The organism is Micromonospora sp. DH13 (genome assembly GCF_020873825.1).
In the GTDB taxonomy this organism is placed as follows: Bacteria; Actinomycetota; Actinomycetes; order Mycobacteriales; family Micromonosporaceae; genus Micromonospora; species Micromonospora haikouensis.
Genome location: NZ_JAHWGR010000014.1, coordinates 1 through 21,253, shown reverse-complemented (window position 1 = coordinate 21,253; position 21,253 = coordinate 1). Strand labels below are relative to the sequence as shown.

The following is a 21,253-nucleotide window of genomic DNA, read 5'->3' as shown; positions in this document are numbered from 1 at the left end:
CGAAGGGAGCATGACTGTGGGACGCAGACCCAACGGAGCATCGAGCGTCTACCTCGGCGCTGACGGTTCCTGGCACGGTCGGGTGACCGTCGGCGTCAAGGACGACGGATCACCTGACCGCCGGCATGTCCGGGGCAAGACGGAGGCCGCCGTCATCAAGAAGGTCCGGCTCTTGGAACGGGAGCGAGACAGCGGCACGGTTCGCAAGACCGGCCAGCGCTGGACGGTGAAGACCTGGCTCACGCACTGGGTCGAGAACATCGCTGCCCCGAGCGTCCGGGAGAACACCCTTGCCGGCTACCGGGTGGCGGTCTACCGACACCTCATCCCCGGTCTCGGCGCCCACCGCATCGAGCGCTTGGACCCCGAGCACCTGGAGCGCTTCTACCGGAAGATGCAGGAGAACGGCAGTGCCCCGGCGACCGCCCACCAGGCGCACCGCACGATCCGTACCGCGCTGAACGAGGCGGTCCGCCGGGGACACCTGGCCAAGAACCCGGCCAGCCTTGCCAAGGCACCACGCCTACCGGAAGGCGAGATCGAGCCGTACACGGTCCCCGAGGTGCAACGGCTGATGGCGGCTACCCGGGGCCGGCGCAACAGCGCGCGGTGGGCGGTCGCGCTCGCCCTCGGCCTGCGCCAGGGGGAAGCCCTCGGCCTGCGCTGGTCAGACGTCAACCTCGACGCCGGGACGCTGACCGTCCGGCGCGGCCGGCAGCGGCCGAGGTGGGAGCACGGGTGCGGCTCACCGTGCGGCCGGAAGCACGGCGGACACTGCCCCGACCGCCGCCAGGTGCGTGCCGACACCGCCGAGACCAAGTCGCGGGCCGGTCGGCGCAGCATCGGGCTCCCCGACGAGTTGGTGACGCTGCTCCGTAAGCACCGCGACGAACAGGACCAGGAGCGCGCGAACGCCGCCCAGCTCTGGGAGGGTGGCGATTGGCTGTTTGCCACGCCGACCGGCGGCCCGGTCAACCCGCGCACCGACTACGACGAATGGAAGCGACTGCTCAAGCTGGCTGGGCTAAGGGACGGCCGGCTACACGACGCTCGACACACAGCCGCCACGGTGCTACTGATTCTCGGCGTCGCCGAACGGGCCGTGATGGGCATCATGGGCTGGTCAAACTCCGCCATGGCTGCCCGGTACCAGCACCTCACGGCGCAGGTTCGGCGAGACATCGCTCAGCGGATCGGCAGCCTGCTCTGGGATCCCGAAGACCACGGCGAGTAGCAGGAAAGTTGGCTGTGCTGGCACCGATCGTGCCAGCACAGCCAACCAGTCAGTACCCAGCTAGACGAAGACCTAGCGAGGTGGTGACGCTGGCACGAGCGAGACCAGCGAAGATCTCCGCAATGCGCCGCCGCCGTCTACCTTGATCGCGCCTCGATCCACCAGCGGCTTCAGCGCTCGGATGACATGTTCCGGTCGATACACCGTCTCAAACAGGGCAAAGTCGCGCAGTTCCTCTACACGGATGGGCCCGCTCTCCTGCAGCTTGCGAGCAAGCAGCCGGGTTAGTGGCCCGAGTAGCGGCTCGTCAACGTCAAACAACGTCTCGGCCTGCTCGTCTCTTGGATCACGGAAGCCGACGCCCTGGGTACGGTCGACTTCCCAGAGGCTGTCCTTCATCTTCTTCACGCCCAAGGGGTGACCGGTGCCGAAGATGAGGTACAGCGGTTGTCCCTTCCTGGGAATCAGTTCGAAGTCCAGCAGGTACGGAAACCCCGCCTTGCATAGAGCCTGCCGGTATGCGGTGAGGATATGGCGGCTCTTTGCTGCCGGAGCTAGGTCCACGACTGTCCGCCAGGTGGGATCCCCACCGAACACCTTGTCCGCCGATTCGCCCTGACTACTGACGAATCGGACGAAATGCTGCGGGAATAGAGTGACGATGACCTCGCTGGAGACGTTGGCAGCGAGGCGCTGCAGAAGCCTGTACGGCACGGGGACGTTACCCCAGGAGTCAAGGTTCGCAAAGATCGGCTGGCCCCAGGCATTCATGCTGTCGAGGGTTGCCTCAAGATGCGTGGCGCATGTCCCCTTGACAATCTTGACGGGCATTGCAGCGTCGGACCGCGGCCGATTGGGGAAGACCGTGCGGAGGGTGTTTCCCAGCATCGTGACGCAGCGCTCGTCATCGTCAATGAAGGCGAAGCGGGCAACGCCCTTAGTTGCAGGAACCTTCTCGATGAGCGCCCTCATGGCGATCACGGGAGAACCGTGCTCGCCTCCGCTGTAGATGCCTGGGCCAGAGAATCCCTCGGCGTAGGTGACCGACGGGTACGCGTTGGAGCCGGCGAGCAGGATGGGGAACCATCGCTCCAGATAACGGCGGTAGATGTCGTGTTTCGCGACTGTGTGTTGCTCACACGACCATGGCACCTGACCGTTGACCGGCATCAGCCCTCCCGACTACTTAAGGTCATGGAGCAGTGTCCCACCGCAGCGTCTCTGATGGAACTCCCGATTCGGGCTGCATGTCTCAGCCGTGGACAACCTCCAACCCGCTGGCACCCCTACAACCAGCAGCGGGCATCTCAGAATGCTCACGTCCATCTAGATCACGTCCGCCAGCCTTCGGCGTACGACCACCCCACTGCTTGAAGAAGAAGGCCGTCCCGGCTCCGGAGCATTGATCCCTCAACGCTCGCACCCATACCGGATCCACAGGGCGGCAGTTAAGCCCGGACTCGCCGCCGGCGATGAGCCAATCGATGCCCTCCAGATTCAGGCCGAGGAGCGGGCCAAGCAGCGGCTCGGCGGAGATGAAGCGCACGGCGGCGGGCACCTCTCGCAACTCATCAACTCGACCCACCTCGCTGGCATCCTCAACGCTTACACCCATCCATACGTTCGAGGGCCAGTCAAGCTGGGGGGCCACCTTCGCCAGCCTTGCGGCCCGCTTGGTGAGCAGCTGGTACGTATGGCGAGGCGTCTCCCGCATGACTTCGAACACCTGCTGTACGTAGCTCAACGGCACTCGGGCATGAAACAAGTCGGACATCGAGTTGACGAACACTAGCCGTGGGTCCCGCCACCGTCGCGGGATGTCCAACGCGTCTGCGTGGACAGCCACGCCAAAGCCCGGCCCTGACGTACGCGGGTCGCCGTCGGTCTGATACTTGGCCGAGCCCATGGCCTTCAGCCGCCTGGACAGGGCGAGCGCGTAACAGTTGTCGCAACCCGCGGAGATGCGATCACACCCGGTCGTGGGGTTCCACGTGGCCTCTGTCCACTCGATGGCACTACGGTCCGCCACGTCATCACCTCCTTAGATCACACATCTTGTCGAACATCCGTACGGCACGGAAGAGTTACCCACCGTCGCGCCTCATACGGGTTGTCAGGTGGCTTGTGTCATCCGTACAACGCCTCACGTGTCCGTGCCGCAGCGCACTCAACAGGGCTGGTTGTGGAACAGCGAAAGCAGCAAGCGTGACGAGACCGCGGGTGCCGACGAACCCAACTGAGACCGAAACTGAGACCACAAGCGGAACGCCCGGTGCGATCCTCGCGGATCGACCGGGCGTTCTCGCCTGTCACGAGCGGTGGCGGCGGGATTTGAACCCGCGGAGGGCGTAAACCCTCACACGCTTTCGAGGCGTGCTCCTTAGGCCACTCGGACACGCCACCGCCGACGAGGGTACAGGACACCGGGACCGGATGCCGAACCGGTATCCCCCCGGTCGGCCTGGCAGGATCTTTGCCATGAGTACGCACATCGGCGCGAAGCCGGGAGAGATCGCCGAGCGGGTCCTGATGCCGGGCGACCCGCTGCGGGCCAAGTGGATCGCGGAGACCTACCTCGAGGACGCCAGGTGCTACTCGACGGTCCGGGGCATGCTGGGCTTCACCGGCCGCTGGAACGGGGTGGAGGTGTCGGTCCAGGGCTCGGGCATGGGCATGCCGTCCGCCTCGATCTACGCCCACGAGCTGATCAACGAGTACGGCGTGAAGACCCTGATCCGGGTCGGCTCCTGCGGGGCGCTCACCGAGGAACTGAAGCTGCGGGACGTGGTGGCCGCCATCGGCTCGTCCACCGACTCCAACATGAACCGGATGCGCTTCGCCGGGCTGATCGACTACGCCCCGGTCGCCGACTTCGGGCTGCTGCGTACGTCGGTCGAGGTGGCCGAGCGGCGCGGCATCACCATGCGGGTGGGCCCGATCCTGGCGGCGGACGCCTTCTACACCGACCGGCCGGACCTCTACGACAGCCTCGCCGACTACGGCGTCCTGGCGGTGGAGATGGAGTCGGCGGCGCTCTACACGATCGCCGCGCGGTTCCGCGCCCGCGCGCTGACCCTCCTCACCGTCAGCGACCACATCAAGACCGGCGAGAAGACCACGTCGGAGGAGCGCGAGCAGACGTTCTCCCAGATGGTCGAGATCGGCCTGGACACGGCGATCGCCTGAGCAGTCCCCGCCCGGCCCGGCCCCGATCGCGGGGCGGGCGGGGCGGGGGGCGGGTCAGCAGACGGTCAGCGGAAGAAGGCGCGCAGGACGGCGGAGTTCTCCGCCTCCAACACTCCGCCGTAGACCTCGGGGCGGTGGTTGAGCCGCCGGTCGCGCAGGACGTCCCAGAGCGAGCCGGCGGCCCCGGTCTTGGGCTCCCAGGCCCCGAAGACGACGGCCGCGACGCGGGCGAGCACGATGGCCCCGGCGCACATCGTGCAGGGTTCCAGCGTCACCACGAGGGTGCAGTCGTCCAGCCGCCACCGGCCCAGGCGTTCGGCGGCCCGGCGCAGCGCCAGCACCTCCGCGTGCGCGGTCGGGTCCCCGGTCAGCTCCCGCTCGTTGCGCCCGGCGGCCAGCTCGGTGCCGTCCGGGCCGTAGATCACGGCGCCGACCGGCACGTCGTCGGCCACCTCACCAGCGCGAGCCGCGTCGACCGCCGCACCGACGCGTGCCACCCCGTCGGCCGACGCGTCGGCGCGGGCCGGATCGGGGCCGGTGACCGCGACCTGGAGGGCGCGCCGCATCCACAGCTCGTGCCGCTGCCGGCGACCGGCTCCACCCAGGCCGACCCCGCCGAGATGCCCGTCGTTCGGGCCGGCAAGGCCCAGTTCGGCCAGGCCCTCGTCGGCGCCCGGCCCGAACCGCCGCACCGCGCCCGGGGTGGGCTGGCCCGGCCGTACGCCCTCCAGCGCCGGGTCGGTGGCGTCCGCCGGCTCAGACGCCACGCAGCTCCTCGACCTCGTCTGCGCAGCCGAGGACCTGGCACACCTCGGCGGTCACGTCGGCCGGGAGCATGCCCTCGTGGGCGCAGAGGCGCAGCAGCCGCTGCGCGGGGATGCCGAGGTCGGCGAGGAGGTCGGCGTCACCGACCGGGTCCGCCTCCGGGTCGACGGCGGGCTGCTCGCTGTCGTCGTCGCCGGTGCCGGCGCTCGGCCGGGGCTCCTCGGTGTCGTCGAAGCCGGTGACCGACCCCTTGAGGTCGCCGACCAGCAGGGCGCCCAGCCGGGACTCCTCGGCGTACGCGGAGTCGGAGCCGAACACCCGCAGGTCCTCGCCCTCGTCGAGGCGCAGGATGACCAGGTAGGCGTCGTCGGCCTCGACGAAGAGCAGCGACAGGTCGGCGTCGGGCTCGACGTCGCGCAGCCGGTCGGCGACCTCGTCGACGTCGGTGGCCCCGCGCAGGTTCACCTCTGCGGCGGTCCAGCCGCCTCCGTCGCGCACCACGGCGGCAGCGAAGTACGACACGGTTCCCCCAAGTTTGCCTCGGCACAGCACGCCGACTCGTTACGCGTGCACGTTAACCGGTCGGGTCGGCAGGCGACCGGTCAACGCCCCGAAGGGCCGGTCATTCCTGTGGAAAGTGCGGCGGTTGGCCGGAGCCGTCAGCCCGCGACCCGGCGTCGGGTGGCGATGAGCTGGCGCAGCCGTTCGGTGCGCGCGCGTTGGGGCCGTTCCCGCTCGCGTCCCGCTCTGGCCCCCGCCAGCTCGGCGAGGATCTGGAGGCGGCGGCGGCTCCGCTCGGGGTCGAGCCGCGGGGTGGTCCAGGCCATACCGCCGAGAGTGCGCCGTCGAAGCGGGTACGTCAAGACGGGATTCGGTGCGCAGCCGGCCGGCGACCGAGGGTGGCAGCGCGGGCCGGCCGGTCCCGCCGCGCGGGGCCCGTCACCACAGGGGCCAGTCGCCCGTCGTCGCCCAGGTCACGGCCACCACGGCGGCGGCGACGCTCCAGCCGCCGGCGGTGACGATCGCGACGCCGGTGGCGACGCCGCGGTCGCCGTGGCGGGCCAGCGCCAGGGCGGCCAGCCAGGCCAGCGCGCCGGCGACGACGGTCCACCAGGCGTACGTGGGGACGTCGCGGCCGAGGAGGGCGAACAGCACGAGCCACGCGGCGGTGACGGCCGCCCCGGCGGCGACCGCCGACCCGGTCACCGGGTGCGGTTCGCGCCAGGTGGGCCGTGACGGCGGCCCGGAGGGGAAGAGCCCCGACGGGGTACGCGAGCCGGGGTGGGCCGGCTGCTCCGGGTCGGCCCAGTCGGGGTGGGCCGGCTGCCAGGTCATCACCGCACTCCGTCCGCCGGTTGCCGCAGGGCGCGGGGTGGACACCCCGGACCGTACCCTCCCCACCGTATCGGTTCTGTCAGGATGGGCGGATGTCCTCGCGCTTCCCGCGTCGGCGTCGCCCGCGCGCGGCGTACCCGGTGCTGCTGCTGCTCGCGCCGGTGCTGGCCGCCGGTTGCGGCGCGCCGCCGCCGAACCGCACGCCCGGGGCGGGCTGGGTGGCACCGACCGGGATGGTCACCGGCGGGCAGCCGGCCGGGACGCCGGTCGGCCCGTCGGCGTCGCCGGTCACCCCGTCGGCGAGCGCCCGGCCGTCGGCGTCGCCCAGCCCGACGCGCACCGGCCTGCGGCACGTCTTCCCGGTGCGCGCGGGCAACGTCGCCTACCACCCGACCCACTCCGCCTATCCGGGGACGGACATCTTCGCCGACTGCGGCGAGCCGGTGGTGGCGGTGACCGACGGGACGATCCTGGAAGTGAGCCGGGTGGACCGGTTCGACAAGCGGGGGCCGCTGGGTCCCTACAACGGCGGCCTGTCGGTGTCGCTGCTGGGCGACGACGGGGTGCGCTACTACGGCTCGCACCTGAGCGCGATCGCCGACGGGATCGACGCCGGCACGCGGGTGCGGGCCGGGAAACAGCTCGGCCGGGTGGGCCGCACGGGCAACGCCAACAACGTCTGCCACCTGCACTTCGGGCTCTCCCCGCAGTGTTCGGGCCGGGGCGACTGGTGGATCCGGCGCGGGGTGGTCTGGCCGGCCCGCTATCTCGACTCGTGGCGGCGGGGCGGCAACCGGGAGCCGGCCGCCGAGGTCGCCGCGTGGCGTCGGGAGCACGGTTGCCCGAAGGCCCCGAAGACCGGCGGCGGGGGCGGCTGACGGTCCGCACGGGAGGCTCGGCCCTGGGCGGCTGAGCGGGGCGTGGGAGCGGGACCAGGGACGGTCCAATCGCGACATCCCGGCTCAACCGGTCGCACACATTGACGGACGTCTCGAACACCGGTTAACGTCCCGGCATGAGAGAGCGCTCTCACAGGTAACGAACCTCCCCAATCCCGACCAAGCGCCGACGCCGGCCGGTCCGGCGCACCCGCGCGATGGAGGAACCCGTGACACCTCCCACACCACACCGCCACCGCCTCTGGGCCCTCGTCTCGTCCACCGTCCTCGCCCTCGCCACCGGCGGCCTCGCCGTGGCCGTCAACACGGCCCCCGCCCAGGCCGCGTCCGTCGGGGCGGGCAGCTACACCACCACGCCCGTCGGCCCGCTGCCCTCCGGCTGCGGACAGATCTCCAGCAACCCCCGGCAGCACGTCACCGCCGACGCCCCCGCCGGTGCCGTGCCCACCAACGACTGGTGGTCGTCGCTGCTGTGGAAGCGCACCGACTGCGCCTACAGCGAGCCGCTGCACGCCCACCCGCTGTCCTACGACACGTTCACCGACGGCCTGGGCTTCTCGGCCAACTCGACCCCCGCGATCAGCGGCACGGCCACCGGCGTCGGCGAGTTCCACTACCCGTACACGCAGGACATCCGCGTCGGCGTCGCCGGGCTCGCCGCGCCGACGGTGAAGGTCGCCGGCTGGACCGACTGGACCGTCACCCCGTACTGGAGCGACGGCGCGCGCACCCTGCGCGCCACCATCGGCCACGGCCTGCCGTTCGCCTACTTCCAGGCCACCGGCGGCGACGCCGTCGTCAACGCCAACAGCACCCCGACCGTCTGGTCCAACAGCGGCGCCACCATCGGCTTCACCGTCGCCGGCCACGACTACGTCGCGTACGCGCCGAGCGGCGCGAGCTGGACGGTCAGCGGGGGCCGGATCTCGTCCACCCTCGCGGGCAAGGGCTACTTCTCCGTCGCCCTGCTGCCCACCACCGCCGGCAGCACCGCCGCCGAACGCACCAGCCTCGCCACCACCTACGGCCGGTACGCGCACGCCCACGTCACCGGCACCCGCGTCTCGTACGCGTACGACCAGGCGGCCAGCCGCCTGACCACCACGTACGCGTTCACCACCACGCCCCGGGAGGGCACCGCCACGCAGACCGTGGTGAGCCTCTACCCGCACCAGTGGAGGGCGCTGACCGGCTCCACGCCGATCACCCAGACGTACCCGTCGGCGCGCGGCCGGATGAAGGTCCTCACCGGCGTCACCCAGTTCCGCACCGCGATGACCTACCACGGGGTGCTGCCCGAACTGCCGGCCGTCGGCGACGGCTCCGGCGCCGACCTGGCCACCCTGCGCGACCAGCTCGCCGCAGTGCGGGGCAACCCGATGGACCAGCGCGGCGGCGACACGTACTGGACGGGCAAGGGCCTCGGCCGGGCCGCCCGGATCGCCGAGGTGGCCGACCTCGTCGACGACACGACCACCCGCGACAGCGCGCTGAACGCCATCCGGTCCACCCTCACCGACTGGTTCACCGCCTCGCCCGGCAAGACCGCGAAGGTCTTCTACTACGACCAGAACTGGGGCACCCTGATCGGCTACCCGGCCTCCTACGGGTCCGACCAGGAACTCAACGACCACCACTTCCACTACGGCTACTTCATCGCCGCGGCGGCCACCCTGGCCAAGTTCGACCCGCAGTGGGCCACCGACGCCCGTTACGGCGGCATGGTGGACCTGCTCATCCGCGACGCCGACAACTACGACCGCAACGACACCCGGTTCCCGTACCTGCGGGACTTCGACATCTACGCCGGCCACGACTGGGCCTCCGGGCACGGCTCGTTCGGGGCGGGCAACAACCAGGAGTCCTCGTCGGAGGGGATGAACTTCGCCAACGCCCTGATCCAGTGGGGTCAGGCCACCGGCGACACGGCCGTCCGCGACGCCGGCATCTTCCTCTACACGACGCAGGCGGCGGCGATCCAGGAATACTGGTTCGACCACGCCGACGAGAACTTCCCGGCCGGGTTCGAGCACTCGACGGTCGGCATGGTCTGGGGCGACGGCGGCGCGTACGCGACCTGGTTCAGCGCCGAGCCGGAGATGATCCAGGGCATCAACCTGCTGCCCGTCACCGGCGGCCACCTCTACCTCGGCTACGACCCCGCGTACGTGCGCACCAACTACGCCGAACTGGTGCGCAACAACAACGGGCAGCCGACGGTGTGGCAGGACATCCTCTGGCAGTTCCAGGCGCTCGGCGACCCCGCCACGGCGCTGTCGAACCTGCGGGCCAACCCCGGGTACACGCCGGAGGAGGGGGAGAGCCGCGCGCACACCTTCCACTGGATCCGCAACCTCGCCGCGCTCGGCACGGTCGACACCACGGTCAGCGCGAACCACCCGCTGAGCGCCGTCTTCACCCGCAACGGGGCGCGGACGTACGTGGCGTCGAACATCACCGCCGCGCCGGTCACGGTGCGGTTCTCCGACGGCACCACGCTCACCGTGGGGGCCGGGAAGACGGCCACCACCGGGGCGTACACGTGGAGCGGCGGCAACGCCGCCGGGGGCGTGCCGCCGACGGGCACCCCGAGCCCCACGCCGACCACCAGCCCGACGCCGACCCCGACCCCGACGCCCACCAGCCCGAGCCCGTCGCCGACCGCCACGCCGCCGGCCAGCTCGCCGACGCGCTACCTGCTCGCCGGGGGCGGGCTCGGTGCGGCCGGCGGCGCGGGCACCACGACGGTGGCGGCGGCGAACGGCAACCACGACGGCACCCCGACCAACGCCCAGGTGTTCACCGCGACCGGCCTCAACCTCGCGTACGCCGGCGGGCAGACCGCGTTCGACCTGTTCCTCGACGCCGGCACCGCCGTCGGCAACGGGGTGCAGGTGCGGCTCTCCTACGACCTCACCGGCAACGGGAGCTGGGAACGGGTGGAGACCTACCGCTACTTCGCCACCGACCCGGTCCCCGGGTACGAGCACTACACCCAGGCCGCCGGGCTGCACTCCAGCAGCGGCACCCTCGGCAACCTCGCCAACGGCACGGTGAAGGTGGAGGTCTGGTCGGCGATCGGCGGCAGCCCCAGCACCCTCGGCCTCGGCAACCAGTCGGTCGTGAAGCTGCCGTACTCCTGACCGGTCCGCACTGACGCACCACCCCGCGCCGCCGGTCGTACCCCGACCGGCGGCGCGGGCGCGTAGGTTGCAGGGCATGACCGACCGGGACCCCATCGCCGACCTGCGCCGGATCGCGTTCCTGCTGGAGCGGGCCAACGAGGCGACCTACCGGGTGCGGGCGTTCCGGTCGGCGGCGGCGGCCCTGGCCGCGCTGCCGGCGGCGGAGCTGGCCGAACGGGCCCGCTCCGGCAGGCTCACCGAGCTGGCCGGCGTCGGCGACGTCACCGCCCGCTGCGTCGCCGAGTCGCTGGCCGGCGAGGAGCCGGTCTACCTGCGCCGGCTCGTCGCCACCGAGGGCACCGACCTGGACGCCGCGGCCACGGCGCTGCGCGAGGCGCTGCGCGGTGACTGCCACACCCACTCCGACTGGTCCGACGGCGGCTCGCCCATCGAGGAGATGGCGCTCGCGGCGGTCGAGCTGGGCCACGAGTACGTCGTGCTGACCGACCACTCGCCGCGGCTCAAGGTGGCCCGGGGGCTCACGGCGGACCGGCTGCGCCGCCAGCTCGACCACGTGGCGGCGGTGAACGAGGCGCTGCCCGAGGGGTTCCGCATCCTCACCGGCATCGAGGTGGACATCCTCGCCGACGGCTCGCTGGACCAGGAGGAGGAGCTGCTGGCCCGCCTCGACGTGGTCGTCGGCTCGGTGCACAGCGGGCTCAACGACGAGCGGGCCCGGATGACCCGGCGGATGCTGGCGGCGATCGCCAACCCGCACCTGGACATCCTGGGCCACTGCACCGGCCGGATGGTGTCGTCGCGCCCGGCCGGCGTGCGGGGGCCGGGCGACCGGGCGCACCGGCCGCGTACCCGGGCCGAGAGCGACTTCGACGCGGACGCCGTCTTCGCCGCGTGCGCCGAGCACGACGTGGCCGTCGAGATCAACTCGCGGCCGGAGCGGCAGGACCCGCCGAAGCGGCTGATCCGGCGGGCGCTGGAGGCGGGCTGCCGGTTCGCGATCGACACGGACGCGCACGCCCCCGGCCAGCTCGACTGGCAGCGGTTCGGCTGCGAGCGGGCGGCCCTGTGCGGCGTCCCCGCCGACCGGGTGGTCAACACCTGGCCGGCGGAGCGCCTCGTGGCGTGGGCCCGGGGCTGACCGACGCGCAGCGGCTCGACGTGGGCTGGCCCGGCGTGCGCCGGCTCAGCGGGCGGTGACCGGGGCGGCCGGCGGGGCGACGTCGACCCTGCGGGCCCGCCCGCGCCGGCCGAGCAGGCCCTGGGTCACCGCGACCCCGGCCAGCACGATCAGCGCACCGACCGGCTGGTGCCAGTTGAGCCGCTCGCCGAGCGCCAGCGCCCCGACCAGCACGGCGAAGATCGGCACGAGGTAGGTCACCATGGAGGCGGTGCTCGCCCCCGCCACCCGGATGTTGCGCAGGTTGATCACGAAGGCCAGGCCGGTGCCGAGCGCGCCCAGCGCGAGCACACTGGCCAGCGCGCCGGGCGACAGGTCGGTGGGCAGCGGCGGCGCGCCCGCCACCAGCGGGCCGACCACGGCGAGCTGCGCGGTCCCCAACACGAGCTGGGTCGCCGAGAGCGAGAGGCCGGAGTGGGCGCTGCCCGCGACGAACCGCTTCTGGTACGGGATGGCGAAGCCGTAGCAGGCCGCCGCGCCGAAGCACATGAGCTGACCGGTGAAGTGGGCCCCGCCGACGCCCGCCCAGACGCCGAGCACCACGAGCACCCCGGCGAAGCCGAGCCCCAGCCCGACCGCCTTGCGGGTGGTCAGCCGCTCGGTGCGGAACACCAGCACCGCCATCGGCAGCACGATCAGCGGCGTGGTGGCGTTCCAGATCCCGGCGAGCATCGACTCGATCCGCTGCTCGCCGTAGCCGAAGAGGGTGAACGGCACGGCCACGCCCAGCGCGGCGACCACGAACTGGTGGGCCCAGATCCGGGGCTCGCGGGGCAGCCGGTCGCGCAGCAGCGCGAGCGCGACGAGCAGGGTCAGCGCGCCGGCGGCGACCCGGTAGAGGGTGAGGTGCAGCGGGTGCAGCTCGCGGACGCCGACCTTGATGAACAGGAAGCTGGCGCCCCAGATCGCGGCGAGCGCGAGGAAGCCGGGCAGCCAGCTGCGCAGCGCCGACCTGTCAGGGGTGGTATCGGGTGTCACCCCTGACACTCTGCCGCAGAGGTGCGACGCTGTCGCGCGGTTTCCCGCCACCGTGTCCACCACCACAGCAACGCCGTGACGCCGTCCTCGTTGAGCCAGGCCGGAGGTGACGCCGGTGCTGCCGTCGCAGGAGTTCGATCCGCTCGTGGAGCTGTCCGGGTGCTGGACGACCGCGCTCGCGGAGCGGTACCTCCCCGTCAGGGAACTGGCCGGCGCCCGTCACGAGTGCGTCGCCGGTCGGCTGGTGATCAGCCCGTTCCTGCGGGCCAGCGAGAGCTTCGCGATGGCCAGCCTCGGCTGCCTGCTCGCCCCCGCCGCCGAGGCCGCCGGCCGGCACGTCCTCGGCCGGGTCAACCTGACCGTCAGCCCGGGCCTGTGGATCCAGCCGGACGTCACCGTGCTGCACACCCTGCCGGCGACGGACGACGAGGACCGCTGGATGCCGGCCGGCCACTGCGAACTCGCGGTGGAGGTCTCCTCCGACGCCAACCCGGGGCCGGCCGCCGTGGACCGGCCGCGTCACTGCGCCGAGGGCGGCATCCCCTGGTTCATGCGGATACGACTCACCCGTGATCCGGCGCGGGTCGACGTGCGCCTGCTCGCCCTGCACCGGCTCGGCGGCCCCGAACTCGTCACGCGGGCGGTCAGCGGGGAGCGGCTGCGGGCCGACGCGCCGTTCCCGATCGACTTCGACCCGGCCGAGCTGCTGCCCTGAACACGGCAATCACGCTCGACAACCGCCCGGCCCGGTCGCGTAGTGTCACCCCGTGGGACGAATCGATGACCTCGCCGACCGATACGTCGCCGACTGGGCGCCGCTGAGCCCCGTCGGCGCGACCTACGTCGGCATCGCCGGACACGACGACCAGCTCGACGACCTGTCGCCGGAGGGCTACGCGGCCCGGGCGGAGCTGACCCGACGCACGCTGGCCGACCTCGACGTGACCGAGCCCGATTCCGAGTCGGAGCGGACGGCCAGGGAGGCCATGCAGGAGCGGCTCGGCCTGGACCTCGCCCGGTACGAGGCGGGTGAGACGACCAGCGAGGTCAACGTCATCGCCAGCGGGCTGCACGACATCCGCATGGTCTTCGACCTGATGCCCACCGAGGGCGAGGAAGCGCAGGCCAACATCGCGGCCCGGCTCAACCGGTTCGCGGGCACCCTGGAGGGCTACAAGACGACGCTGCGCGAGGCGGCCGGCGCGGGCCGGGTCAGCTCGAAGGCGCAGCTCGTCGAGGTCGCCAAGCAGTGCGACGTCTGGACGGACCCGAGCGGCGACAACTTCTTCCACGGCCTGGTGGAGCGGCTCGGCGTCGACGGCACGCTCGGGGCGGAGCTGCGCCGGGGCGCGGCGGCGGCCACCGCCGCCACCGCCGGGTTCGGCCAGTTCCTCCGCGACGAACTGGCCCCGCTGGGGCGCGACAAGCAGGCCGCCGGCCGGGAGCGGTACGCGCTGGCCTCGCAGTACTTCCTCGGCGCGCGCGTCGACCTCGACGAGACGTACGCCTGGGGGTTCGCGGAGCTGGCCCGGCTGGAGGCCGACATGCGGACGGTGGCCGCGCGGATCGTCGGGCCGGGCGCGACGATCGACGAGGCCGTGGCCGCGCTGGACGCCGACCCGGCGCGCACCATCCAGGGCAAGGAGGCGTTCCGGGACTGGATGCAGGCGCTGGCCGACAAGGCGATCAGCGGCCTGCACGGCACCCACTTCGACATCCCGGAGCAGGTGCGCCGCATCGAGTGCTGCCTGGCCCCGACCAGCGACGGCGCGATCTACTACACGGGCCCGAGCGAGGACTTTTCCCGGCCGGGGCGGATGTGGTGGGCGGTGCCGCAGGGCGTCACCGACTTCTCCACCTGGCGCGAGGTGACCACCGTCTACCACGAGGGCGTGCCGGGTCACCATCTCCAGGTCGCGCAGACCGCCGTCCGGGCCGACCTGCTCAACCGCTGGCAGCGGCTGCTGTGCTGGGTCTCCGGGCACGGCGAGGGCTGGGCGCTCTACTCCGAGCGGCTGATGGACGAGCTGGGCTACCTGGAGGACCCGGGCGACAAGCTCGGCATGCTCGACGGGCAGGCGTTCCGCGCCGCCCGGGTGATCGTCGACATCGGCATGCACCTGGAGCTGGAGATCCCGAAGGACAACCCGTTCGACTTCCACCCGGGCGAGCGGTGGACCCCGGAGCTGGGCTGGGAGTTCATGCGGGCGCACTGCCGGGTGCCCGACGAGAACCTGCGCTTCGAGCTGAACCGCTACCTGGGCTGGCCGGGGCAGGCCCCCTCGTACAAGGTCGGGGAGCGGATCTGGCTCCAGGCCCGGGAGGACGCGAAGGCCCGCAAGGGCGCCGACTTCGACCTGCGGGAGTTCCACCGGCAGGCGTTGGACCTGGGGGCGCTGGGCCTCGACCCGCTGCGCCGGGCGCTCGCCCGTCTCTGAGTTTCCCGCACGGACGACGGCCGGGGCCCGGGGGTGTGGCCCCGGCCGTCGCGTCGGGGGCGGCTCAGGCGAGGTCGAGCTTCAGCGTCGGCTTTCCGGTGAGGACGTCGCACTGGACGTACGCGAGGTCGATCACCGGGTCGGTGAAGGTGATCGGGATCGGCGAGGTGATCGGGATGCCGTCGGGGAACGGCAGGTCGGGCGTGAGCGTGATCTTGATGCCGAGCAGCCGCCCGACGAACCGGGTGGCGTAGAACGCCACGTCGCCCTGGACGGTCAGCCGGTCCGTGACGTACCGCTGGCTCCGGCCGCCGGGGCCGTCGGCCAGGAGCTGGAAGTCGTCGGTGACGCTCTTGGCCATGCTGAACTTCAGCGCCTTGAGGGTGCCGTCGCCGGTCGGCAGGTCGACGATCCCCTCGAAGCGCAGCCCGGTCATGGTGACCTTGGAGCCGGTGAGCTTCGACGGCTTCGCCGCCACCCGGGGCTGGCCCGGCTCGGGGGCGATCCTGGGCAGCGGCTCGCCGGGCTCGACCTCGGCGGGCTCGGTGGGCTCGGGGGTGGCGCACCCGTCGCCGGGCTTGTCGGGGCTGGCCGACGCGTCCGGGGTCGGCTTCGCCGAAGCGGTCGGCCGGCCGGTGGACGTCGGTGTGCCGGTGGTGGGCGCGGTGCCCGTCGGCTCCGGGCTCGCGGCCGGCTCGGCGTCGTCGTCGCCACCGGTGAACAGGTCGCCGATGCCGTCGATGATGTCGGTGAGCACGTTGCCCCCGGAGGTCTTCTCCGCGCTCGGGCTGGGGGTGGGGGTGGGGCTCTTGCTGGCCGGGCGCGACGCCGACGGCTCGGGCTCGGCCGTACGGGTGGCGGACGGGGTGGGGCACGGGGCGGCGGGGGCGGCCTGCACCGGGGCCTGGTCGCGCAGCGCCAGCGCCCCGGCGGCCGAGACGCTGAGCAGCACCAGGGTGATCGCCAGCAGCCTCGGGTCCCGATGCGTTCCGCGCCGGCCCGGGCCGTCCTCGGCCGGCTGGGGCTGCGGACGGCCGTCCGCCCCGACCCTCGGCAGCACCTGGGTGCTGTCGTCGCCCGCGCCGGCGGCCGGTGACTCCCGTAGCGGGGGTGCGGCGTCGGCGGGCAGCGCTTCGCGCAGGGGGTTGCGGGGCGGCGGCAGGGTGTCGGTGAGCGGGCCGGTGACGTCGTCGGGGTGCTGCGCGCGGGGCATCAGCTCGTCGACCAGCGCCGCCTCGCCGGCGCGGTCGGCGTCGGCGTCGACCGGCCCGGCCGTCGCGGTTCCGGCCGGCTCTTCGGTCGCGGTTGCGGGCGGGCCGGACCCGGCCGGCGCGGCGGCCGGTCGGCGGGCGGGCACCCAGGCGAAGCCGAGGGCGCTGCCGACCATGCCGAGCAGCAGGCCGACGAAGAAGCCGCCGAGGTTGACCCCGATGAGCGAGAACACGGCGGTCACCGCGCCGACGATCGCGTAGAACATCCGCTGCTGCGGGCTGAACCACATCAGCATCCCGCAGGCCACCAGGATCACCGGGATCAGCCAGGACAGGAAGCCGGTCGGCCCCATCTGGAAGCTCAGGCCGCTGAGGCTCATCTGGGTGGTGGAGAAGATCTCCAGCCCGGCCAGCGCGGTGAACAGGCCGCCCCAGAAGGGGCGGGCCCGACGCCAGCGGCGGAAGTTGCGCCACGCCTGACTGACCCCGCCCGGCTGGGCGTGCTGCGGGTTGGCGGTCGTCACGTACTCCTCCTGGCGGTGCTCACTGGTGACGAGGGCGGGCCGGGGCCCGTGGAGGGCACACCCCCCACGGGCCCGGTGGCTGGCTCAGAAGCATTCCTTGGCGGCGGCACCCACGTTGACCTTGAGCTTCAGCCCGTTGAGGGTGAAGATCGCGGCGCTGGTGGAGCGGGCCACCTGCTCCAGGTCGGTGATGGTCACGCTGTCGGCGCTCTGGCCGAACGACTTGGCGGTGGCCCCCTCGTTGAGGTCGGTGGCGTCCCGGCCGATCTTGATGTTCTTGAACTCGGCGTCGCCGCCCAGGGAGTCCATGTCGATCAGCAGGCCCTTGGCGGTGGCCGGGTTGCCGCCGCCACCGGCGTTGATGGTGAGCACGATCGGCAGGTCGGGGATCTTCACCGACTGGCACAAGTCGTAGAGCTTGGCGTCCGCGATCTCGGACACCGCCACCGGGTGGGCGGTGCCGTCCTTCTCCTTGACGAACCCGCCGTACTGCTTGAAGCCGGTGCCCTCCAGCTTCGAGGCGCCGACCTTGAAGGTCTGGCCGGAGACGGCGAACGACGCCGCGATCGCGCCGTTGGCCATGCCGAAGACGATGGCGCCGGCGACGGCGGTCGCGGGCACCATCATCGCGGCGAACCGCCGCCAACGGGTGCCGCCCTGCTCCAGACGGTCTTCCGAATCCTTCACGAGGTCCTCCTCGAACGGGGGTCACCGAGCGCGGGATCGCGGCTCGGGGGGTGGGGGAAGCTGCGGTGGCTGCTGCGATCCGCTGGCCGGACGGTGCGCGCAGCGTGCGGATTGGATGCTGCCGCTAAGCGACCCAGGTCACAAGACCCTTGCTACCGGCGGGTAACTCGCCCGCGCCATCAAGATCGGTTATGGTCACCTTCGGTCAACGCCCGCCTTGACGCCCCACCGGACAAACCGGGCCGAGTGCGACAGGCGACGCGGCGAGACTCACGCGACGTAGCCGTGATACCCGCCGGTAACTTTTTGGTAACGGGAACCTGCCAGACCGCTGAGAGTGATCCATCGATCACCCCGACGGCGATACCGGCGTGGAAATCCCGCATGACCAGCCCGCGCAGCCCGACGGACAGCCGGTGCGCCCCACGCCGACACGCTGCCCGGACACGGCCGGGGACGCAGACTGCCGGACGGCCCCGCCGTTGGTTACCGTAGGTGTCTCCCGGGTGGGAGAGGCTCCCACGTGGTACGTACCGATCGAGGTTGCTGTGACTCTGTACGGCGAAACACGACCGCCCGCCGACGACCGGCCGACCGTCAAGGTGACCGCGGTGAGCTGGCCGGTCGACGAGCCGGACCCCGTCGCACCGGCAGCCACAAAGGCCACAGCCGGCACCGGGCCGGCCCGCCGCAGCCGCCGACTGCGGGTCCTGCTCGCCGCCGGCGTCGGCACCGCCGTCCTCGCCGCCGTCGGCGGGGTGGGCGCCTACGCGTACGCCGGCGACGTCCCGCGCGGCACGACCGTGCTCGGCACCGAGCTGGGCGGACGCAGCCGCACCGACGCGATCCGCGAGCTACGCGCTGAGCTGGAGCGGGCGGGCACCCCGAGCACCCCCCTGCGGGTGACGGTCGGCGAGAAGAGCCTGGAGTTCGCCCCCGCCGACGTGGGGCTCGCGGTAGACGTCGAAGCGACCGTGGACGCGGCGGCGAAGGCCCAGGCGCACCCGGTGAGCCGCCTCGTCGGCTCGCGCGCCGTCGCCCCGGTGGTGACCGTCGACGCCGCCCGGCTCGACGCGGCCCTGCGCAAGGCGGCCGGCGACCAGACCCGCGAGTGGACCGTGCCGGCCATCATCTTCACCGGCACCACCCCCAAGCCGGTACGCCCCAGGTCCGGCCTCGCGCTCGACCCGCAGCGCTCGGCCCAGGCGGTCCGCGCCGGCTGGCTCTCCGGTCAGCCGGTGACCGTGCCGCTGGTGGAGAACACGCCGGCGACCAGCGCCGAGGAGGTCGACAAGCTCGTCGCCGAGCTGGCCCGCCCCGCCGTCGCCGCCCCCGTCACCCTCGACACCGACAAGGGTTCCGTCACCATCCCGCCCGCCGCCATCGCCCGGAGCCTGCGCTTCACCGCCGACGACGCCGGGAAGCTCACCCCCCGCGTCGACGTGAAGCGGCTGCGGGCCGCTCTCGGCGACAAGCTCGACGCCATCGAGACCGAGCCCCGCGACGCCCGGATGACGGTCACCGGGGGCAAGCCGAAGCCGGTCGACGGGCGCCCCGGCGAGCAGCTCGACAGCGCCGCGCTCAGCCGCGACCTGCTCGCCGTCCTGCCCCGCACCGACGACCGCAAGGTCACCGGCCGGCTCAAGGAGACCCAGCCGAAGCTGACCACCGAGAAGCTGGCCGGGCTGGGCATCGTCGAACGGGTGTCCCGGTTCACCACCCACTTCACCGGCGGCCTCTCCTCGCCCCGCAGCCAGAACATCGTGCAGATCGCCAAGGACGTCGACGGGACGGTCGTGCTGCCCGGCGAGACGTTCTCCCTCAACGGCCACACCGGCGAGCGCGGCTACGCCCAGGGGTACCGGGACGCCCCGGTGATCCTCGACGGCAAGCTCGTCCCCGGTGTGGGCGGGGGCACCTCCCAGTTCACGACCACCCTGTTCAACGCCACCTACTACGCGGGCCTGGAGGACGTCGAGCACAAGCCGCACTCCTACTGGTTCAGCCGGTACCCGCCGGTCATCGAGTCGACGATCTTCTGGCCGAACCTCGACTTCAAGTTCCGCAACAACACGAAGTACGGCGTCCTCATCGACACCTCGACCACCGCCAGCTCGGTGACCGTGTCGATCTGGAGCACGAAGATCTACGACAGCGTCAAGACGGAGTACGGCCCCCGCCGGGACGTCACCAAGCCGAAGACCATCCACCTCACGCCCGGCCCGTCGTGCATCCCCAGCAACGGCATCGACGGCTTCACCCAGGACGCCTTCCGGGTCATCAAGAAGGACGGCAAGGTGGTCAAGCGGGAGAAGTTCACCTGGCGGTACCTTGCCGAGCCCCGCTACGTCTGCGGCGGCCCCGCCGACTGAGGTCCGCCGGGCCCGGACACACCGATGCCCCGCCGGCACGTCGCCGGCGGGGCATCACCTTGGGTACGCGAAACACGCCCGGCCGCCCGGAACGGGCGCTCAGGGCCGCGCGTCGGCCAGCCCTTGGCGTACGCCGTCGGCGTCGCGGTCGGTGCCGTACACGGGCGTGTCCGGCTGCTGCCGCCAGCTCTCGTCGAGGGTGCCGGCGTCGACCGGGTCGAAGCCCAGGGCGTCGACCAGCTCCATCACGGCGCGCTTGGCGTCGGCGTCGTCGCCGGCCACCGGCAGCCCGATCCGGTCGGCCGCGCCGGCCGGCCGGCCGTTGTCCATGAGGTGCTGGGCCTGGATGTTGTTGAACGCCTTCACCACCCGGGCGCCCTTGAGGTGCTCGGCCGTCCACCGGCTGGAGCTGAGGCTGCGGTCCAGCAGCTCGGCGATGTCGCCGTCCCGTTGGGGGTAGTAGTTGTCGGCATCCACCACGATCCGGCCCTCGAAGAGTCGGGCCGGCAGCTCCGGCACCGCCCGCAGCGGGATGGCCACCACGACCACCTCGGCCTGGTCGGTGGCCTGCTCAAGGGTTCCCGCGGTCGCGCCGGTCTCCCGCGCCAGGTCCCCGAGGGACTCCGGCCCCCGTGAGTTGGTGACCGTCACCTCGTGGCCCAGGGCGCTCAGCCGCCGGGTGAGGGTGCCACCGATATGTCCCGACCCGATGATTCCGATCTTCATGGCCACTCCTGCCTCCGCCTCCCGGCGGTCAGATCCGGTCGAACTGTGGGCAGGTACCCCGGCCGGAGCGTCCCAATAGCGCTGGAGGCGAACGCCACGTACGGGTTTCCGGCCACGGTCGCGGGGAACGCCGCCCGACGGCGGGTCCCCGATCGACGCTACCGAGGCGGGCGGCACCGGTGGGAGTGTTCGACAAAATGGCCGCAGACGCGTTTCAGGGCCACCCCGGTTGGGGTGGCCCTGAAACGAAAGAATGTCCGGCGGTGTCCTACTCTCCCACACCCTCCCGAGTGCAGTACCATCGGCGCTGGAGGGCTTAGCTTCCGGGTTCGGAATGTAACCGGGCGTTTCCCCTCCGCCATGACCGCCGTAACTCTATGAACATATCAAACAACCAACCAGGGTCGTCTGTTTGTTCAGAGTTGCACAGTGGACGCGTAGCAGCTTTGTAGTCAAGTCCTCGGCCTATTAGTACCGGTCAACTCAACCCGTTACCGAGCTTACATCTCCGGCCTATCAACCCAGTCGTCTAGCTGGGGGCCTTACCCCCACAAAGTGGGGTGGGATACCTCATC

At 71.9% G+C, this 21,253-nt stretch carries 18 protein-coding genes, 1 tRNA gene and 2 rRNA genes; 8 read left to right on the top strand and 13 right to left on the bottom strand.

The features are described 5' to 3' along the window. Nucleotides 1–16: 16 nt before the first annotated feature. Complete coding sequence (locus tag LPA42_RS15680) at nucleotides 17–1,234, top strand: tyrosine-type recombinase/integrase (protein WP_198956586.1); 1,218 nt, start codon at nucleotides 17–19, stop codon at nucleotides 1,232–1,234. A 72-nt stretch (nucleotides 1,235–1,306) separates the two neighbouring features. On the opposite strand, the gene LPA42_RS15675 is transcribed toward LPA42_RS15680, so the two are convergent. The 3 genes from LPA42_RS15675 to LPA42_RS15665 form a co-directional block, all read right to left on the bottom strand. Continuing rightward, nucleotides 1,307–2,404: a three-Cys-motif partner protein TcmP gene (locus LPA42_RS15675; protein WP_077937928.1), complete on the bottom strand. Its 1,098-nt coding sequence runs from the start codon at nucleotides 2,402–2,404 to the stop codon at nucleotides 1,307–1,309. Nucleotides 2,405–2,486: 82 nt separating this feature from the next. Beyond that, a complete protein-coding gene (locus LPA42_RS15670) occupies nucleotides 2,487–3,263 on the bottom strand; it encodes a DUF5131 family protein (protein WP_077937927.1) in 777 nt (258 codons plus the stop codon). Nucleotides 3,264–3,550: 287 nt separating this feature from the next. Further along, a tRNA-Ser gene (locus tag LPA42_RS15665) sits at nucleotides 3,551–3,637 on the bottom strand. Nucleotides 3,638–3,712: 75 nt separating this feature from the next. On the opposite strand from LPA42_RS15665, the gene deoD reads away from it, so the two are divergent. Beyond that, on the top strand, nucleotides 3,713–4,420 hold the full coding sequence (deoD, locus tag LPA42_RS15660) for a purine-nucleoside phosphorylase (RefSeq protein WP_077937926.1): 708 nt from the start codon (nucleotides 3,713–3,715) through the stop codon (nucleotides 4,418–4,420). 65 nt (nucleotides 4,421–4,485) lie between these two features. Here deoD and LPA42_RS15655 read toward each other — a convergent pair whose 3' ends face one another. The 4 genes from LPA42_RS15655 to LPA42_RS15640 all read right to left on the bottom strand — a co-directional run bounded on the left by LPA42_RS15655 (nucleotide 4,486) and on the right by LPA42_RS15640 (nucleotide 6,520). After that, nucleotides 4,486–5,187, bottom strand: a complete 702-nt coding sequence (locus tag LPA42_RS15655; protein WP_077937925.1) for a nucleoside deaminase — start codon at nucleotides 5,185–5,187, stop codon at nucleotides 4,486–4,488. Beyond that, nucleotides 5,177–5,707: a tRNA adenosine deaminase-associated protein gene (locus LPA42_RS15650; protein ID WP_043964862.1), complete on the bottom strand. Its 531-nt coding sequence runs from the start codon at nucleotides 5,705–5,707 to the stop codon at nucleotides 5,177–5,179. The genes LPA42_RS15655 and LPA42_RS15650 overlap by 11 nt, the downstream gene beginning before the upstream one ends. Nucleotides 5,708–5,844: 137 nt before the next feature. Next, a complete protein-coding gene (locus LPA42_RS15645) occupies nucleotides 5,845–6,012 on the bottom strand; it encodes a hypothetical protein (RefSeq protein ID WP_176734415.1) in 168 nt (55 codons plus the stop codon). 112 nt (nucleotides 6,013–6,124) lie between these two features. Beyond that, on the bottom strand, nucleotides 6,125–6,520 hold the full coding sequence (locus LPA42_RS15640) for a hypothetical protein (RefSeq protein ID WP_198956585.1): 396 nt from the start codon (nucleotides 6,518–6,520) through the stop codon (nucleotides 6,125–6,127). Nucleotides 6,521–6,612: 92 nt separating this feature from the next. Between LPA42_RS15640 and LPA42_RS15635 the strand changes: the two genes are divergently transcribed. The 3 genes from LPA42_RS15635 (at nucleotide 6,613) to LPA42_RS15625 (ending at nucleotide 11,703) form a co-directional block, all read left to right on the top strand. Next, nucleotides 6,613–7,398, top strand: coding sequence for a M23 family metallopeptidase (locus tag LPA42_RS15635; protein WP_077937924.1), 786 nt, complete (start codon nucleotides 6,613–6,615; stop codon nucleotides 7,396–7,398). Nucleotides 7,399–7,628: 230 nt separating this feature from the next. Further along, nucleotides 7,629–10,562 (top strand): glycosyl hydrolase, encoded by a 2,934-nt coding sequence (locus tag LPA42_RS34465; RefSeq protein WP_228986646.1) that lies wholly within the window; start codon nucleotides 7,629–7,631, stop codon nucleotides 10,560–10,562. Between the two features lie 76 nt (nucleotides 10,563–10,638). Then, nucleotides 10,639–11,703: a PHP domain-containing protein gene (locus LPA42_RS15625; protein ID WP_077937922.1), complete on the top strand. Its 1,065-nt coding sequence runs from the start codon at nucleotides 10,639–10,641 to the stop codon at nucleotides 11,701–11,703. A 45-nt stretch (nucleotides 11,704–11,748) separates the two neighbouring features. On the opposite strand, the gene LPA42_RS15620 is transcribed toward LPA42_RS15625, so the two are convergent. Beyond that, complete coding sequence (locus tag LPA42_RS15620; protein WP_144082666.1) at nucleotides 11,749–12,720, bottom strand: DMT family transporter; 972 nt, start codon at nucleotides 12,718–12,720, stop codon at nucleotides 11,749–11,751. A gap of 115 nt (nucleotides 12,721–12,835) precedes the next feature. Here LPA42_RS15620 and LPA42_RS15615 point away from each other — a divergent pair, with 115 nt between their 5' ends. Together LPA42_RS15615 and LPA42_RS15610 are read left to right on the top strand one after the other, a co-directional pair. After that, nucleotides 12,836–13,435 (top strand): Uma2 family endonuclease, encoded by a 600-nt coding sequence (locus LPA42_RS15615; RefSeq protein ID WP_144082665.1) that lies wholly within the window; start codon nucleotides 12,836–12,838, stop codon nucleotides 13,433–13,435. A 52-nt stretch (nucleotides 13,436–13,487) separates the two neighbouring features. After that, nucleotides 13,488–15,158, top strand: a complete 1,671-nt coding sequence (locus tag LPA42_RS15610) for a DUF885 domain-containing protein (protein ID WP_077937920.1) — start codon at nucleotides 13,488–13,490, stop codon at nucleotides 15,156–15,158. 64 nt (nucleotides 15,159–15,222) lie between these two features. On the opposite strand, the gene LPA42_RS15605 is transcribed toward LPA42_RS15610, so the two are convergent. Next, nucleotides 15,223–16,893: a DUF6114 domain-containing protein gene (locus tag LPA42_RS15605; RefSeq protein WP_228986645.1), complete on the bottom strand. Its 1,671-nt coding sequence runs from the start codon at nucleotides 16,891–16,893 to the stop codon at nucleotides 15,223–15,225. Between the two features lie 84 nt (nucleotides 16,894–16,977). Then, nucleotides 16,978–17,520 carry a DUF6230 family protein gene (locus tag LPA42_RS15600; RefSeq protein WP_043966355.1) on the bottom strand — a complete coding sequence of 181 codons (543 nt, stop codon included), beginning with the start codon at nucleotides 17,518–17,520 and terminating at the stop codon, nucleotides 16,978–16,980. Between the two features lie 608 nt (nucleotides 17,521–18,128). Between LPA42_RS15600 and LPA42_RS15595 the strand changes: the two genes are divergently transcribed. After that, nucleotides 18,129–19,952 (top strand): VanW family protein, encoded by a 1,824-nt coding sequence (locus tag LPA42_RS15595; RefSeq protein WP_077937919.1) that lies wholly within the window; start codon nucleotides 18,129–18,131, stop codon nucleotides 19,950–19,952. A gap of 99 nt (nucleotides 19,953–20,051) precedes the next feature. On the opposite strand, the gene LPA42_RS15590 is transcribed toward LPA42_RS15595, so the two are convergent. From LPA42_RS15590 to LPA42_RS15580, 3 genes are all read right to left on the bottom strand, one after another. Beyond that, nucleotides 20,052–20,678 carry an NADPH-dependent F420 reductase gene (locus LPA42_RS15590; protein ID WP_077937918.1) on the bottom strand — a complete coding sequence of 209 codons (627 nt, stop codon included), beginning with the start codon at nucleotides 20,676–20,678 and terminating at the stop codon, nucleotides 20,052–20,054. Nucleotides 20,679–20,933: 255 nt separating this feature from the next. After that, nucleotides 20,934–21,050: ribosomal RNA gene (gene rrf, locus LPA42_RS15585) — 5S ribosomal RNA — on the bottom strand. Nucleotides 21,051–21,126: 76 nt separating this feature from the next. Then, nucleotides 21,127–21,253 (bottom strand): 23S ribosomal RNA (locus LPA42_RS15580); the annotation flags it as partial.